A 15,824-nucleotide genomic window follows, 5' to 3' on the forward strand; every position below is an offset into this window, starting at 1 on the left:
ACAGCGAAAGAACTCATATTAATGGATAAGAACGCGATACAACAATTGGAGCAACAAGTGGATGAGCTACTTCGTACCAGTCGTCGATTGCGGGAAGAGAACATGCTGTTGCGCTCTCAACAAACAGCGTGGCTCTCAGAACGTTCTCAACTGATCGAAAAAACCGATGTGGCTCGAAGCCGGATTGAGAAGATGGTGAGTCGTTTAAGAGAATTGGATAGCGAATTATGAGTTCACCGGTAACTGTGACGATTTTGGGCAAGGAATATCAAATTGCTTGTCCGGAAGAAGAAAAAGAGGCGCTGATTGCGTCTGCCAAGATGGTCCATGACAATATGGAAAAGATTCGTCAAAGTGGCAAAGTGGTAGGTGTCGATCGTATCGCGGTAATGGCAGCACTCAACTTAGCGCACGAGTTGCTTATTTTCAAACATGACGAAGGTCATGACATGGAAAAAGTAAACAACAAAATTATGCAGTTGAAAGAGCGTGTTAGCGCTTTTCTGGAAGAAGATAGACAATTGGAGCTCTGAAAAACTTGAGCTAAGCATAGTGAATTTGCGTATCATAGGTTATGTCCCTGCGGTGCTCGATAGCGACATGTGTGTCTTGAGCCGATAAGCAAATGCTTAAGGAAACTGACAATCCGAAGTTGAAAAACAGGCCCGCTTGACGGGAAGTTTGCCATCTTCATGAAGTTTCCCTCTTGAATCTCATGGTTCAAGAACCCCCGTCGCACCGACACTGTGGGGCTCAATTTCCCCCTTCATCCTCGCCTCGATCTTAATCATAATAAAGAAGCCGATCTCTTCGGTGGGGATGTTTTTCCTTGTTTGTTTTCACCTTCACCACCATTTCCCATGGTTCGCTTTTTTAGGCTTTTTTTCTGTGGCGGTTCCGTCTTGATCAATAGTTGTGATATGTTGCTGAAAAACATAAAAACTATATAAAAGAGAGGAATATTACTGATGTCATGGTTTGATAACTTAGCCAGTCGGCTGTCCAAGAAACATATCATCGCCAAACCTGGGTTTAATCGCTGGCTAATTGCCCCTGCTTCTGTCGCTATTCATTTGTGTATCGGTTCGGTCTATGCCTGGAGTATTTTTAATCCAGCCCTGACGAAACAGTTTGGTGTGGTGGCCAGTGCTGCTGATGACTGGAGCTTTTCATCTGTTGTCTGGATTTTTTCTACCGCGATTGTGTTTCTGGGATTAGCAGCAGCCATTGGGGGTAAATGGCTTGAAGAAGTAGGGCCAAGAGCGACCGGATTTCTCGCTGCTTGTTTATGGGGTGGTGGCTTTCTCGTTGGCAGTATCGGCATTGCCACACACGAGCTTTGGCTCATTTATTTGGGGTATGGTGCTATTGGTGGTTGTGGTTTAGGGCTTGCCTACGTCACGCCAGTCAGTACCTTGATTCGCTGGTTCCCTGATAGACGTGGTATGGCGACAGGTATCGCCATCATGGGGTTTGGTGGTGGTGCGATGATAGGCGCGCCATTAATCACTTACCTATTGAGTTTGTATTATCGAATGCCTGAATATTTAGGCAAAGTCACCGACGTTAACCTGATTACTGAATCGGGTAGGCGCTATGCTGAAGTGGCAGGTCAACAAGTTGAAGTTGTTATTGCTTCCGCAGCGGATATGTTAAAGACCCCTGTGCCTGGGCCAGAAGGGGTCTATGTCGTGGGCACAGGTGATACCGGAGCGACCAGTGTCTTCATCACGCTTGGTATTGTGTATTTTATTGTGATGACCATCGCGGCGTTTAGTTTCCGAGTCCCAGCAAAAGACTGGAAACCAGATAACTGGACGCCTCCAGCTAAAGATCAATCTACAAAAAACCGTCTGATTTCTGACAACCATGTTCATATTGATCAAGCGATAAAAACACCGCAGTTCTATCAACTATGGATTGTATTGTGTTTTAACGTGACGGCAGGTATTGGGGTGATCGGGGTGGCAAAAACCATGATTACTGATATTTTTAGTCCGAGCCTGCCAGGCATTGTTGATGCCAGCTTTGCTGCTACCTATGTATTGATGATTAGCGTGTTTAATATGTCAGGGCGTTTTTTATGGTCTACAGCATCTGATTACATCGGGCGAAAAAATACCTATCATTGCTTCTTCTTGTTGGGGGCATTGCTGTATTTATCTATTCCCTTTATAGCAACACAAGCTAGTGTAAGTCCGAGTGTGACAGCATTAGTCATGTTCTATGCCGTTACCATGATCATATTCACTATGTATGGCGGTGGTTTTGCCACTATTCCAGCTTATCTGGCTGATATTTTCGGTACGATGCATGTGGGTGGTATTCATGGGCGATTGTTAACAGCCTGGAGTACCGCTGGCATTTTAGGACCATATGTGATTACGCATCTACGTGAGCACTCGATGAATAAAGTATTACATGAGTTAGCAGCTAAAGTTGATCCGGCTGCATTCCTGCAAAAGTTTGGGGCGAGTATTGATAATCTTGATGAGCTGATTACGGCGAAAACAGTGTCCATTTCACAGCTGATGGAGATTGCACCGGCAGGGACTTTAGATCCTACTCCAAGCCTTTATAATTCAACTATGTATGCCATGGCAGGATTACTTCTTGTAGCATTCCTGGCAAATTTATCTATTCGTCCAGTTAGAGAAAAACATCATGTGCAAAACACACATCCTGAATTAGCTCAGGAACATAAATAAGGTCTGTATGTTCACAAAAAAGCCTGCTTTTAGCAGGCTTTTTTAGGCTAGGCTAGTCTGATTTAATGTTCTCACGAAGTTGCTGCAAAACAGCTTGGGTATCGGGCCTGATATGTCGCCAAAGATAAAAGGCTTCAGCAGCTTGCTCGACTAACATTCCCAGGCCATCAATGGTTTGACTGACTTTGTGTTGTTTTGCCCACTTGATAAATGCGGTATCCCTATCGGCATACATCATGTCATAGCAACATGATTTTTCAGTAAATATACTTTCTGGTAGGTCAGGTACTTCGTCTTGCAGGCTTGCTGCAGTCGCATTGATGATGATGTCGAAATGACCAGATACGTCAGTAAATCCACCGCCTTTAATAATACCTAAATCGGAGAACAAATCAGCCAGTTGAGTGGCTTTACTGGCTGTTCTGTTGGCAATAAATAATTCGGCTGGTTGATAAGTCATCAACGGGGCGATGACGCCTCGCGCCGCACCACCTGCACCTATTAACAAAATCCGCTTATCTTTAAGGCTGATATGGTGGTTTTCCAAATCTCGGCATAAGCCAATACCATCAGTATTGTCACCATAAATAGTACCGTCACTCTCAAAAATGACTGTGTTGATGGCACCAGCACGTTGAGCACGATCTGACAGACTATCTGCCAAGGCCCAGGCTTGTTCTTTAAAAGGAACAGTGATGTTAATCCCTTTAAGCTTGAGAATATCTCGCAGCTGTTGAAGACTTGAAGCCAGTGATTCCAATGGCACTTCAATAGCTGTGTATTCAATATCTTGCTGGCTCTGCTTGGCAAATTCGGCATGAATGAAGGGGGATTTACTGTGTTTAATTGGGTGGCCTATTACGGCGTATTTATCAGTCATAGAGTCATTGCAAACGTATTTTTAAAATTAGATGCCAGCTTTTAATTGCTGAGCGACTTCCTTAGCAAAGTAAGTCAAAATGCCATCAGCCCCAGCACGTTTGAAAGCCAGAAGACTTTCCATAATAACGGATTCAGTCAACCAGCCATTGTCGATAGCCGCTTTTAACATGGCATATTCACCACTGACTTGATAGACATAAGTGGGTTTTTTGAAAGTGTCTTTCACACGATATAAAACATCAAGATAAGGCATGCCTGGCTTCACCATCACCATATCCGCGCCTTCCTGAATATCTAATGCGACTTCATGGAGGGCTTCATCACTGTTAGCGGGGTCCATCTGATAAGTAAATTTGTTACCGCTACCTAGATTTCCTGAGCTACCAACAGCATCCCGGAATGGGCCATAAAAACTGGAAGCATATTTGGCTGAATAAGCCATGATGCGGGTGTGTATATGGCTGTTGAACTCCAGTGCATCACGAATAGCACCGATTCGGCCATCCATCATATCGGATGGTGCCACAATTTGGGCCCCAGCTTCGGCATGCGATAAGGCTTGTTTAATTAATACATCAACGGTGTGATCATTGACGATGTATCCATTGTCATCGAGAAGACCGTCCTGCCCATGCGTCGTGAAAGGGTCTAACGCCACATCGGTCATAATGCCTAGCTCAGGAAACTCCTGTCGTAGCGCTCGAACAGCTTGTTGAACAAGACCCTCTGGATTATAAGCCTCACTGGCATCTTCTGTTTTTTTCTCGACAGGCGTCACTGGAAATAAAGCCATCACGGGTACACCTAAACGATGAATAATTTCAGCTTCTTTAAGAAGCAGGTCGATACTCAATCTCTCTACGCCAGGCATAGAGCTAACCTGTTGACGTTGATTGCTTCCTTCAAGCACAAAACAGGGGTAAATTAAATCGTTGACTGTCAGGACATTTTCTTGCATCAAGCGTCGGGAAAAATCATCTTTACGCATTCTTCTTGGGCGCTGATTAGGGAAACCACTAGTGATAATTGATTGCGTCATGCCTGACCTCATTGATTACATAGTAAACACCCCAATATACCTAAGCATAGCTAATGTCACCAGTGATTTTCTGATGTGTTGCGTATGAGTTTGTATTGAACGATTTTTTGTTATATTTTCGTCAAACAGGAATAGGCACAAAAAATGTAAGGTGATGTGATGGTAATAGACGTCGGTATCGTGCAAATGAATTCATCGGAAAGCTATGAAGATAACCTGGCTTTTTCTGAGAACATGATCGCAGAGGCATCGGAACGTAAGCTTAATCTTTTAGCCTTTCCTGAAACCTTTCTCTATGTCGGCAAGGAGCACTCAGCTAAGCATAAAGTGGCAGAAAAACTGGAAACAGAGATATTGCCGCGCTTTAGCCAACTTGCAAAACAGAGTCATTGTGCCTTGTTACTGGGCAGTGTCTACGAGCTGACAGATGAAGATAGTGGGCGGTTATTCAATACCTCCATTTTCATTGACCGTGATGGCAAAGAAAAGGCTCGTTATCGAAAAATCCATATGTGTGATGCAGTGCCTTTGGGGTACATGGAATCTGCGGGTATTAAACCTGGAGACAAAACCGTGGTGATTGATCACGAACTAGGTCGGCTCGGATTTAGCGTTTGTTATGATCTTCGTTTTCCCGATCTGTTTCGTTCACTTTCTGACAAAGGGGCAGAAATCATTTTCGTGCCTGCTGCCTTTTTTCTTCATACCGGTAAACACCACTGGTTACCGCTATTAATTGCACGGGCTATTGAAAATCAGGTGTATATCGTTGCGCCGAATCAATGGGGGCATCACTACGGTGATCGAACTTCATACGGCAGCAGTGTCATTATTGATCCATGGGGAAGCATCCTCTGCTGTGCACCTGAAAGAGTGGGATTAACATTGAGTCGAATTGATATTGAGTACCTTCGACAAGTTCGTTCGAATATGCCGCTGCATACGCATCGCAGACCAGAACTCTACGTCTGACAGGCAGACTACTTTTCAGCAAATTGAAACAGTTATCACAAGCACTGAGGGATAATCGTTTTTAGCGTGGACTCGACCTGCTGTTTTGCGATAAAATTGCAAAGATTTTGTCTGGGGAGAACGTCATGTTAGCCCCATTATTTTTATCTGGTGGAGGTTTCCCTTGCGAACGAGTGCGTTACTTGCTCTTGAAGACGGCACGGTTTATCACGGCGAGTCGATTGGAGCCATTGGCCAGTCAGTCGGTGAAGTGGTGTTTAACACGTCAATGACTGGCTATCAGGAAATCCTGACTGATCCTTCTTATTGTCGACAAATAGTCACATTAACTTATCCTCATATCGGCAACACTGGTGTGAATGTGGAGGATGAAGAGTCTGACAATGTTTACGCAAGTGGACTCATTATTCGAGAGCTGTCCCCGGTTGTTAGTAGCTGGAGAAGTGAACAAGCACTAGATGAGTACTTGGTCAAACACAATATCGTCGGCTTGTCAGGTATTGATACTCGCTCGCTCACACGCTTGATTCGTGAAAAAGGTGCAATGAAAGGCTGCATCGTTGCTGGTGATGATATTGATGTCGAAGCAGCTATTGCTGCGGCTAAAGACTTTCAAGGCTTAAAAGGACTGGACCTAGCTAAAGAAGTCAGCACCAAACAAAGCTATGTTTGGGATGAGGGATGCTGGCATATTGATGGGCAAGCAAAAGCAGCTGAAGCGAAATACCATGTGGTCGCTTATGACTATGGCGCGAAAAAGAATATTCTTAGAATGCTGGTGGAACGTGGCTGCAAACTGACAGTTGTTCCTGCACAGACACCTGTAGAAGATGTTCTGGCGATGAATCCAGATGGCGTGTTTTTGTCTAATGGACCTGGCGATCCAGAACCTTGTGATTATGCCATCAGCGCTATTCAAACCTTACTGGAAAAAGATATCCCTACCTTTGGTATCTGTCTTGGCCACCAACTACTTGGGCTGGCCTGTGGTGCCAAAACGGTGAAAATGAAATTTGGTCATCATGGTGCTAACCATCCAGTACAAGAATCACTGGCTGGATTGGTGATGATTACCAGTCAGAACCACGGTTTTGCTGTTGATGAAGAAACGCTGCCAGAGACCTTAAGAGCAACGCACAGGTCCCTATTTGACGGCACCTTGCAAGGCATCCATCATGTCAGCAAGCCTGCATTTAGCTTTCAGGGACATCCAGAAGCAAGTCCTGGTCCGCAAGACGCAGCTCCTCTTTTTGATCACTTCATCGATCTACTTGAACAAGCAACGGGTAAATAACACACGATGGCTAAACGTACTGATATTCAAAGTATTCTGATTCTGGGTGCAGGACCGATTGTTATCGGTCAAGCCTGTGAGTTCGATTATTCTGGTGCACAAGCGTGTAAAGCGCTGAGAGAAGAAGGTTACCGTGTGATTCTGGTGAACTCGAATCCAGCCACGATAATGACCGATCCCAATATGGCCGACGCAACCTATATTGAGCCTGTTACCTGGCAAGCAGTAAGTAAAGTCATTGAAGCGGAACGCCCCGATGCTATCTTGCCTACTATGGGTGGTCAGACGGCATTGAACTGTGCATTAGATCTGGAAAAACACGGCATCTTAGAACAATTTGGTGTCGAAATGATCGGCGCTGACAGTGAAGCGATTAACAAAGCTGAAGACCGTGACTTATTCCGTGAAGCAATGCGTAAAATCGGTCTGGATATGCCGCAGTCTGATATTGCTCACACATTAGATGAAGCAATAAAAGTTCAAGAAAAATTTGGCTTTCCAGTGATTATTCGTCCATCTTTTACAATGGGTGGCAGTGGCGGTGGTATCGCATACAATAAACAAGATTTCATTGAAATCTGTCAGCGCGGTTTATACCTCAGCCCTACATCTGAGCTACTGATTGAAGAATCCATCATTGGTTGGAAAGAGTATGAAATGGAAGTGGTGCGCGATCGTAAAGATAACGCCATCATTATCTGCTCCATTGAAAACCTGGATCCAATGGGCGTGCATACCGGTGACTCAATCACGGTTGCGCCAGCACAAACTCTGACAGATAAAGAATATCAAATCATGCGTAATGCCTCTCTGGCAGTACTGCGTGAGATCGGTGTCGATACCGGTGGTTCAAATGTGCAGTTTGCCGTTAATCCCGAGACAGGACGTCTCATTATTATCGAGATGAACCCTCGTGTATCACGTTCTTCTGCGTTGGCCTCTAAAGCAACAGGTTTCCCTATCGCAAAAGTTGCTGCAAAACTGGCAGTGGGTTACACGCTGGATGAATTGCAAAACGAAATTACAGGTAATGCAACACCGGCCTCGTTTGAGCCAACAATTGACTATGTGGTAACAAAAGTACCGCGTTTTACCTTTGAAAAATTCCCACAAGCCGACAACCGTCTGAGCACACAGATGAAGTCTGTTGGTGAGGTGATGGCGATTGGCCGTAACTTTCAGGAATCATTACAAAAAGCCCTGCGTGGACTAGAAATTGATCGTGATGGTTTGACAGAAATCATTGAACTGACAGAAGAAAACACAGCGGAAACATTACGCCGTGAGTTGAGTCTGCCAGGTTCTGACCGTTTATGGTTTGTGGCAGATGCTTTCCGTTATGGCTTTAGTTTTGACGAAATTCAAAAGCTAACGCATATCGATCCATGGTTCTTGATCCAGATCGAAGAATTGGTGACATTAGAAAACCAACTCAAAGAGCGTTCGCTGAATGATATCGATCAGCAAGAGATGTATGCCTTAAAACGCAAAGGTTTCTCTGATTCACGTCTGGCTAAACTGTTACTGAAGACTGAAAAACAAGTCCGTGAATACCGTCAGGCGATGCAGGTCCGTCCTGTCTACAAACGTGTTGATACCTGTGGTGCTGAGTTTGCCACTGGCACAGCGTATATGTATTCAACCTATGATATGGAATGTGAAGCCAACCCAAGTGACCGTGACAAGATCATGATTTTGGGTGGTGGGCCTAACCGTATCGGTCAAGGGATTGAGTTTGACTATTGCTGTGTTCATGCTGCATTAGCCTTACGTGAAGATGGTTATGAAACCATTATGGTCAACTGTAACCCAGAAACTGTTTCCACTGATTACGACACATCTGACCGTTTATATTTTGAATCATTGACTTTAGAAGACGTATTAGAAATTGTCGAGTTAGAAAAGCCAAAAGGCGTCATCGTTCAGTTCGGTGGTCAAACACCTCTAAAATTAGCGCGTGCACTTGAAGCGGCAGGTGTGCCTATTATTGGTACTTCGCCAGATGCTATTGATCATGCTGAAGACCGCGAGCGTTTCCAGCAAATGGTTGAAAAACTGAACTTGCTGCAACCACCTAATAGATTGGCACACTCTGTTGATACTGCAGTGTCACTCGCTTCTGAAATTGGTTATCCATTAGTTGTTCGTCCGTCTTATGTTCTTGGTGGACGCGCGATGGAAATTGTTTACAACGAAGATGAGTTACAGCGTTACATGTTAAATGCTGTCAAAGTATCGAACGAATCACCAGTCTTACTGGATCGTTTCCTCGATGATGCGATAGAAGTTGACGTTGATGCTATCTGTGATGGTAAAGATGTGCTGATTGGTGGCATTATGGAACATATTGAGCAGGCTGGTGTTCACTCTGGTGACTCTGCTTGTGCATTACCTCCATACAGTTTAAGTCAGGCAACACAAGATCAACTTCGTGAACAAGTACGCCAAATGGCTTTAGAGCTTGGTGTAAAAGGCTTAATGAACACGCAGTTTGCTATCAAGGGTGAGCAAATATACATTCTTGAGGTCAACCCACGTGCGTCCAGAACGGTTCCTTATGTATCGAAATCAATTGGTGAACCGCTCGCTAAAATTGCTGCTAGGGCAATGGCTGGCCGATCACTAGTTGATCAAGGTGTCACTAAAGAAGTGATTCCATCTTACTATTCAGTTAAAGAAGCGGTATTCCCATTTATCAAATTCCAAGGTGTTGATCCGATCCTTGGGCCTGAGATGAAATCAACAGGCGAAGTCATGGGGGTTGGCAGAACGTTTGGTGAAGCCTTTGCAAAATCACAGTTAGCTGCCTCTGTCGTGTTACCGACAGGTGGTAAAGCCTTTATCAGCGTTCGTGAGGCTGATAAGGTAGCAGTTATTCAAATTGCAAAAGACCTGTCGTCACTTGGTTTTGCTTTACTAGCCACCAGAGGTACACAACGTGTGCTGGAAGAAGCTGGTGTGTCATGTGAACCCGTAAACAAGGTCGCAGAAGGTCAACCGCATATCGTTGATATGATTAAAAATGATGAAATCGACTTGATTGTGAATACCACAGAAGGTCGTCAGTCTGTCGCGGATTCAAGAGAAATCCGTCGCGCGGCCTTACAGCATCAAGTCAATTATACAACCACATTGGCAGCGGCAAGGGCCACTGTTCAAGCATTAAATAGTGAAGATGTTGGTTCTGTTAACAGACTGCAATCTTTGCATGGAGAGTTAAATTAATGGCTGTACCTATTACTTCACGTGGTGCTGAAGCACTTAAAGAAGAATTGAAACATCTGAAAACGGTAGCAAGACCTGAAGTCGTTGCTGCCATATCAGAAGCCCGTGCACATGGTGATTTAAAAGAAAATGCCGAATACCATGCAGCAAAAGAACAGCAAAGTTTTATCGAAGGCCGTATTCAAGAGCTTGAGTCTGTATTATCGAATGCACAGATTATTGACCCGGCAACATTGCCCCAAGAAGGTCGGGTGGTGTTTGGCGTTACCGTTACGTTATTGAATATCGATACAGACCAAGAAGTGAAATACCAAATCGTGGGTGATTATGAGTCTGATATTAAGTTAAATCGTATTTCAGTCTCGTCACCCATTGCTCGAGCTCTCATCGGTAAAGAAATTGATGATGTAGCGTCAGTGCAAGCGCCCGGCGGTAACATTGAATATGAAATCGTTGAGATAGGCTACGAGGCATAAGCATGCTGTCTGGCTATACAGGTGAACGGCTACTTCTGACTCTATGGATAGGGGCGTTATGGTCAATAGGTTATTTAGCTGTTCCCATGGCCTTTGCCAACTTAGATGTAACAATTGCCGGTGACTATGCCGGCAAATTGTTTTATGCCGTTAATATAATCAGCCTCATTAGTGCTTGTATATTATTAGTGAGTAGACTGTTTATTTTCGGTCTGAAGACATTTCATCGTTATTGGCGCAGCTGGCTTATTTTAGCCATGCTTATTATGAGTTTTATCTTTTTGGCATTTATTCAGCCAGAGATGACATCAATAAAGTTATTAGACTGGCGTGCAGATGCTGTTCTTAGTGAACGATTTAACACATTACATCAATTCAGTGAAAGCCTGTATATGCTGATGAGCTTGCTTGGTTTAATGTTAGTGTTAACCACCGATAAACGTGCAGAAGCAGAGCAAGTGTCCTGATATGGCAAGAAGTAAATCAAGTCAAAGCTGGTTAAAAGAACATTTTGATGATCAATATGTCAAACAGGCACAGAAAGAAGGTCATCGTTCGCGCGCCACGTTTAAGCTAAAAGAAATTGATGATAAAGATAAGCTCATCCGTCCTGGCATGAGTGTTGTTGATTTGGGCTCAGCCCCAGGTGGCTGGTCTGATTATGCTTTAGGTAAAGTCGGCGACAATGGTAAAGTCATCGCATTGGATATTTTAGAAATGACGCCACTGACGGGTGTACATTTTATTCAAGGTGACTTTCGTGAGGACGATGTACTAGATGATTTGAATAAAGTATTGGATGGCCGACAAATAGACCTTGTATTATCGGATATGGCCCCCAATATGACAGGAGTAGGGTCGATTGATCAGCCTTCAAGTATGCACTTGGTTGAGTTGGCTTTAGATTTTGCATTGAACAACTTAAGTAAAAGCGGTTGCTTTCTTGTCAAAGTATTTCAGGGCGAAGGATTTGACGCTTTTTTGAAAGAAATGAGAGACAATTTCACGAAAGTAGTGACCCGTAAACCGGGGGCTTCCAGAGCAAGAAGTCGTGAAGTTTATTTATTGGGACGTGGTCTCAAGTAACATTTAATGGTAACCAGAGGTACCTTACATTGAATGACATGATGAAAAATATTATTTTGTGGGTCGTCATCGCCGTAGTGCTGATGTCTGTCTTTAATAATTTTGGTCCGCAAAATAACGATTCAGGCAGCATGGACTACTCCAGCTTTATCAGCAATGTTAAAAACGGTGCAGTCTCCAGAGTCGATATTCAGGGCAGAACCATTTCAGGTGAACTGACTGACGGCAGTAAGTTTACAACTTACAGTCCTGACTACGATCCAGGCTTGATTGGTGATCTGCTAGACAATGGTGTGACGATAAAAGCAGAGCCTGCTGAAAAAACCAGTCTTCTTATGCAGATTTTTATTTCTTGGTTCCCAATGCTGTTGCTGATTGGTGTCTGGATATTCTTTATGCGACAAATGCAAGGTGGTGGTGGTAAAAACCCCATGTCATTTGGTAAAAGCAAAGCACGTATGCTGAATGAAGACCAAGTCAAAGTGACCTTCAAAGATGTGGCTGGTGTAGAAGAAGCAAAAGAAGAAGTCGCCGAGCTTGTCGACTTTCTTCGTGACCCAAGCAAATTCCAAAAATTAGGTGGTCGGATCCCACGCGGTATTTTGATGGCGGGTTCACCTGGTACGGGTAAAACATTACTGGCTAAAGCAATTGCTGGTGAAGCCAAAGTGCCATTCTTTTCTATCTCCGGCTCTGACTTCGTTGAAATGTTTGTTGGTGTTGGTGCTTCGCGTGTTCGTGATATGTTCGAACAAGCTAAAAAACATGCCCCATGCATCATCTTTATTGATGAGATTGATGCTGTTGGTCGTCACCGTGGTGCGGGCATGGGCGGTGGTAATGATGAGCGTGAACAAACGCTTAACCAGTTATTGGTCGAGATGGATGGTTTTGAAGGTAATGAAGGCGTCATTGTTATTGCTGCAACGAACCGTCCTGACGTACTTGACCCTGCACTATTACGCCCAGGTCGTTTCGATCGTCAAGTTGTCGTACCACTCCCTGATATCCGTGGTCGTGAACAAATTCTTAACGTCCACCTGCGAAAAGTCCCAGCATCAGATGATGTGGATGCAAGAGTGATTGCTCGTGGTACACCCGGCTTTTCAGGTGCTGACTTAGCTAACCTTGTAAACGAAGCGGCATTGTTCGCTGCTCGTGGTAACAAACGTCTGGTTGGCATGGAACAGCTCGAACTCGCCAAAGATAAAATCATGATGGGTGCAGAACGTCGCTCCATGGTCATGAACGAGAAAGAGAAAGAATTGACGGCTTATCATGAAGCCGGCCATGCCATTATTGGTCGTTTAGTGCCTGGACATGATCCTGTTTATAAAGTCAGCATCATTCCGAGAGGTAGGGCTCTTGGTGTGACTATGTTCTTACCGACGGAAGATAAGTACAGTTACAGTAAGCAGACTTTGGAAAGCCAAATCTCAAGTCTGTATGGTGGTCGTTTAGCCGAAGAACTTATTTTTGGTGAAGAAGCAGTAACTACTGGTGCATCGAACGATATTCAACGGGCTACAGAGTTGGCTCACAACATGGTTACCAAATGGGGCTTGTCTGACAATATGGGGCCTTTGTCTTATGGTGAAGATGAAGGCGAAGTCTTCTTGGGCCGAAGTGTTACTCAACATAAAGCCGTGTCTGATCTGACAGCTAAACAGATTGATGAAGACGTCAGACGCGTCATCAATCGTAACTATGAGCGTGCAAAACAATTGTTGATTGATAACATGGATAAATTACATACCATGTCAAAACTATTGATGAAGTATGAAACCATCGATAGTGATCAGATCGATGCCATCATGGAAGGTCGTGAACCCGGTGAACCTAAAGACTGGACTGACCGTTCTTCACCTCCACCAGCATCAGGTGATACTGAATCTGATTCGTCCGAAACGCCATCTGGCAAACCAGCTGATCAGTTACACTAAATATCAGGAAGTTATCACGTGATTTTTGACTGTGCGGGCAAGTCCTTGGACTTGTCCGTTCCTCGTATTATGGGCATCATTAATGTCACTCCAGATTCATTTTCTGACGGTGGCAAATTTTTTGATCGCGATGCTGCTTTAAAACAAGCTGAAAAGTTAATTTCAGACGGTGCTGATATCTTGGACATTGGTGGTGAGTCCACGCGACCTGGTTCAGATATCGTGGCTGAGCAGGAAGAAATCGAACGCGTCGCGCCTGTCATCGAAATGATAAGTGCTGAATTCGATATCCCCATTTCCATTGATACTATGAAGCCTGGCGTGATGACAGCAGCAGTCAAAGCGGGCGCGGGTCTTATCAATGATGTTAATGCCTTACGCATGGAAGGTGCACTCGAAGCTGCAGTGGAATTAAATGTCCCCGTCTGCCTGATGCATATGCAGGGCACTCCTCAAACTATGCAGCAAGAACCACACTACGATGATGTGGTGACAGAAGTAAAAACATTCTTACTGGAACGTGTAGATACTTGTCTAAAAGCAGGTATCAAAGCAGAACATATCATGCTTGATCCTGGGTTTGGTTTTGGTAAACGTGCCCGTCACAATCTTCGATTAATGAAGCACTTGTCTGTACTGACGGATTTACCATATCCAGTGCTCGTCGGGGTTTCCCGTAAATCTATTATCGGCGACATGTTGAAAGTATCGGTAGATGAGCGATTGGCAGGAAGTTTGTCGCTGGCTTCGATTGCCACATGGCAAGGAGCAAAGCTCATTAGAACTCATGATGTAAAAGAAACCTATCAAGCCGTAAAACTGAGTCAGGCTGTAATGCAGGTAGAAGATTTTGACTAAACAAAGACGTTATTTTGGTACGGATGGAATCCGTGGTCGTGTCGGTGATGGTGCTGTTACGCCAGACTTTGTATTAAAGCTGGGCTGGGCAGTTGGCCGTGTTCTGGCCAAAGAGCGTAATAGTCGCGTCATTATTGGTAAAGATACCCGCATTTCAGGTTATATGTTTGAGTCTGCCTTGCAAGCAGGTTTATCTGCCGCGGGTGTTGATATTTATTTATTAGGACCTATGCCGACACCTGCTGTCGCTTACCTGACTCGTACATTTCATGCACAAGCTGGTATCGTCATCAGCGCCTCCCACAACCCTTATCACGATAACGGCATTAAGTTTTTCTCTGCCCAAGGTACAAAACTACCTGATGCGATAGAGCTGGAAATTGAAGCCATGTTGGAGCAACCTTTAAAAACGGTTGATTCTACTCGCTTAGGTAAAGCTCATCGGATTGGTGACGCAGCGGGTCGTTATATTGAGTTTTGTAAGAGCACCATACCAAGTGGCGTGGATCTGCATGGACTCAAAATCGTGGTTGATTGTGCTCATGGTGCTACTTATCACGTTGCACCAGATGTCTTCAAAGAGTTAGGTGCTGACGTCATTGTGATGGGCGCTGAACCTGATGGCTTTAATATCAATTTAAATTGTGGCTCAACTGAACCTCGGCTATTACAGCAAGCGGTACTAGAAAACAAAGCAGATTTGGGGCTGGCACTAGATGGCGATGGTGATCGCATTATCATGGTTGATCATCGTGGTGAAATTGTTGATGGTGATGAGCTCTTATTTATTATCGCCAGAGCAAGGCAGCGTTTGGGTGCGAGCATGCCTGACGTGGTCGGTACGCAGATGTCTAACCTGGGCTTAGAGCATGCCTTGGCAAAATTTGATATGTCACTTCACAGAGCCAAAGTGGGTGATCGCTATGTGATGGAAAAACTACAACAGGTAGGCGGCCTGCTTGGTGGTGAAGCCTCAGGCCATATTATTTGTTTAGATAAAACCTCGACTGGTGATGGCATTGTGGCAGCGCTTCAAGTTGTCGCCGAAATTCAGCAAACCAATAATAGCCTGCATGATCTACGCTCAGTCGTTACAAAATATCCACAGCATTTAATCAATGTCAGGGTAGATAAAATGATCGATATCAGCAGTAATGCAGATATCAATAACGCCATTAGATCTGTAGAAAAAAGATTGGGTGATGAGGGACGCGTATTACTCAGAGCATCTGGAACGGAGCCTGTGATCAGAGTGATGGTGGAGGGCATTGATGCGACATTGACTAAACAACTAGCAGAAGAACTGGCATCGGTTATAGAACAGGTACTGAAAAATTAATT

At 44.4% G+C, this 15,824-nt stretch carries 14 protein-coding genes and 1 other RNA gene; 13 read left to right on the forward strand and 2 right to left on the reverse strand.

What is annotated here, in order from left to right; translation table 11 throughout:
- The first annotated feature begins 21 nt into the window (after positions 1-21).
- The 4 genes from QUE24_RS11600 (at position 22) to QUE24_RS11615 (ending at position 2,708) form a co-directional block, all read left to right on the forward strand.
- A complete protein-coding gene (locus QUE24_RS11600; RefSeq protein WP_286303992.1) occupies positions 22-231 on the forward strand; it encodes a TIGR02449 family protein in 210 nt (69 codons plus the stop codon).
- Complete coding sequence (locus QUE24_RS11605; protein WP_286303993.1) at positions 228-533, forward strand: cell division protein ZapA; 306 nt, start codon at positions 228-230, stop codon at positions 531-533. The genes QUE24_RS11600 and QUE24_RS11605 overlap by 4 nt, the downstream gene beginning before the upstream one ends.
- Before the next feature lie 41 nt (positions 534-574).
- A non-coding RNA gene (gene ssrS / locus QUE24_RS11610) (6S RNA) lies at positions 575-757 on the forward strand.
- A 211-nt stretch (positions 758-968) separates the two neighbouring features.
- On the forward strand, positions 969-2,708 hold the full coding sequence (locus QUE24_RS11615) for an OFA family MFS transporter (protein WP_286303994.1): 1,740 nt from the start codon (positions 969-971) through the stop codon (positions 2,706-2,708).
- Between the two features lie 52 nt (positions 2,709-2,760).
- On the opposite strand, the gene aroE is transcribed toward QUE24_RS11615, so the two are convergent.
- Both aroE and hemB read right to left on the reverse strand, forming a co-directional pair.
- Positions 2,761-3,588 carry a shikimate dehydrogenase gene (gene aroE / locus QUE24_RS11620; protein ID WP_286303995.1) on the reverse strand — a complete coding sequence of 276 codons (828 nt, stop codon included), beginning with the start codon at positions 3,586-3,588 and terminating at the stop codon, positions 2,761-2,763.
- 27 nt (positions 3,589-3,615) lie between these two features.
- The gene (hemB, locus tag QUE24_RS11625) at positions 3,616-4,629 is read right to left on the reverse strand and encodes a porphobilinogen synthase (protein ID WP_286303996.1); all 1,014 of its coding nucleotides are present in this window, start codon (positions 4,627-4,629) and stop codon (positions 3,616-3,618) included.
- Between the two features lie 159 nt (positions 4,630-4,788).
- On the opposite strand from hemB, the gene QUE24_RS11630 reads away from it, so the two are divergent.
- From QUE24_RS11630 to glmM, 9 genes are all read left to right on the forward strand, one after another.
- Entirely contained in the window at positions 4,789-5,601 is an 813-nt protein-coding gene (locus tag QUE24_RS11630; RefSeq protein ID WP_286303997.1) for a carbon-nitrogen hydrolase family protein, read from the forward strand.
- A gap of 163 nt (positions 5,602-5,764) precedes the next feature.
- On the forward strand, positions 5,765-6,895 hold the full coding sequence (carA, locus tag QUE24_RS11635) for a glutamine-hydrolyzing carbamoyl-phosphate synthase small subunit (protein WP_286303998.1): 1,131 nt from the start codon (positions 5,765-5,767) through the stop codon (positions 6,893-6,895).
- Between the two features lie 6 nt (positions 6,896-6,901).
- The gene (gene carB / locus QUE24_RS11640; RefSeq protein ID WP_286303999.1) at positions 6,902-10,120 is read left to right on the forward strand and encodes a carbamoyl-phosphate synthase large subunit; all 3,219 of its coding nucleotides are present in this window, start codon (positions 6,902-6,904) and stop codon (positions 10,118-10,120) included.
- Positions 10,120-10,596, forward strand: coding sequence for a transcription elongation factor GreA (gene greA / locus QUE24_RS11645; protein WP_286304000.1), 477 nt, complete (start codon positions 10,120-10,122; stop codon positions 10,594-10,596). The genes carB and greA overlap by 1 nt, the downstream gene beginning before the upstream one ends.
- Positions 10,597-10,598: 2 nt before the next feature.
- Positions 10,599-11,063: a DUF4149 domain-containing protein gene (locus QUE24_RS11650; protein ID WP_286304001.1), complete on the forward strand. Its 465-nt coding sequence runs from the start codon at positions 10,599-10,601 to the stop codon at positions 11,061-11,063.
- 1 nt (position 11,064) lies between these two features.
- Positions 11,065-11,682, forward strand: a complete 618-nt coding sequence (gene rlmE, locus QUE24_RS11655) for a 23S rRNA (uridine(2552)-2'-O)-methyltransferase RlmE (protein WP_286304002.1) — start codon at positions 11,065-11,067, stop codon at positions 11,680-11,682.
- A 38-nt stretch (positions 11,683-11,720) separates the two neighbouring features.
- Positions 11,721-13,625 carry an ATP-dependent zinc metalloprotease FtsH gene (ftsH, locus tag QUE24_RS11660; RefSeq protein ID WP_286304003.1) on the forward strand — a complete coding sequence of 635 codons (1,905 nt, stop codon included), beginning with the start codon at positions 11,721-11,723 and terminating at the stop codon, positions 13,623-13,625.
- 18 nt (positions 13,626-13,643) lie between these two features.
- Entirely contained in the window at positions 13,644-14,483 is an 840-nt protein-coding gene (gene folP, locus QUE24_RS11665) for a dihydropteroate synthase (RefSeq protein WP_486196030.1), read from the forward strand.
- Positions 14,476-15,822 carry a phosphoglucosamine mutase gene (gene glmM / locus QUE24_RS11670; protein ID WP_286304004.1) on the forward strand — a complete coding sequence of 449 codons (1,347 nt, stop codon included), beginning with the start codon at positions 14,476-14,478 and terminating at the stop codon, positions 15,820-15,822. Before folP ends, glmM begins: the two co-directional genes overlap by 8 nt.
- The last annotated feature ends 2 nt before the right edge of the window (positions 15,823-15,824 follow it).

Source organism: Methylophaga marina (genome assembly GCF_030296755.1).
GTDB classification, from domain to species: Bacteria; Pseudomonadota; Gammaproteobacteria; order Nitrosococcales; family Methylophagaceae; genus Methylophaga; species Methylophaga marina.

Bases quoted from the DNA above. Each gene is read 5' to 3' on its own strand.
- QUE24_RS11600 (WP_286303992.1), top strand. From the start codon at position 22: ATGGATAAGAACGCGATACAACAATTGGAGCAACAAGTGGATGAGCTA.
- QUE24_RS11605 (WP_286303993.1), top strand. From the start codon at position 228: ATGAGTTCACCGGTAACTGTGACGATTTTGGGCAAGGAATATCAAATT.
- QUE24_RS11615 (WP_286303994.1), top strand. From the start codon at position 969: ATGTCATGGTTTGATAACTTAGCCAGTCGGCTGTCCAAGAAACATATC.
- aroE (WP_286303995.1), bottom strand. From the start codon at position 3,588: ATGACTGATAAATACGCCGTAATAGGCCACCCAATTAAACACAGTAAA.
- hemB (WP_286303996.1), bottom strand. From the start codon at position 4,629: ATGACGCAATCAATTATCACTAGTGGTTTCCCTAATCAGCGCCCAAGA.
- QUE24_RS11630 (WP_286303997.1), top strand. From the start codon at position 4,789: ATGGTAATAGACGTCGGTATCGTGCAAATGAATTCATCGGAAAGCTAT.
- carB (WP_286303999.1), top strand. From the start codon at position 6,902: ATGGCTAAACGTACTGATATTCAAAGTATTCTGATTCTGGGTGCAGGA.
- greA (WP_286304000.1), top strand. From the start codon at position 10,120: ATGGCTGTACCTATTACTTCACGTGGTGCTGAAGCACTTAAAGAAGAA.
- QUE24_RS11650 (WP_286304001.1), top strand. From the start codon at position 10,599: ATGCTGTCTGGCTATACAGGTGAACGGCTACTTCTGACTCTATGGATA.
- rlmE (WP_286304002.1), top strand. From the start codon at position 11,065: ATGGCAAGAAGTAAATCAAGTCAAAGCTGGTTAAAAGAACATTTTGAT.
- ftsH (WP_286304003.1), top strand. From the start codon at position 11,721: ATGATGAAAAATATTATTTTGTGGGTCGTCATCGCCGTAGTGCTGATG.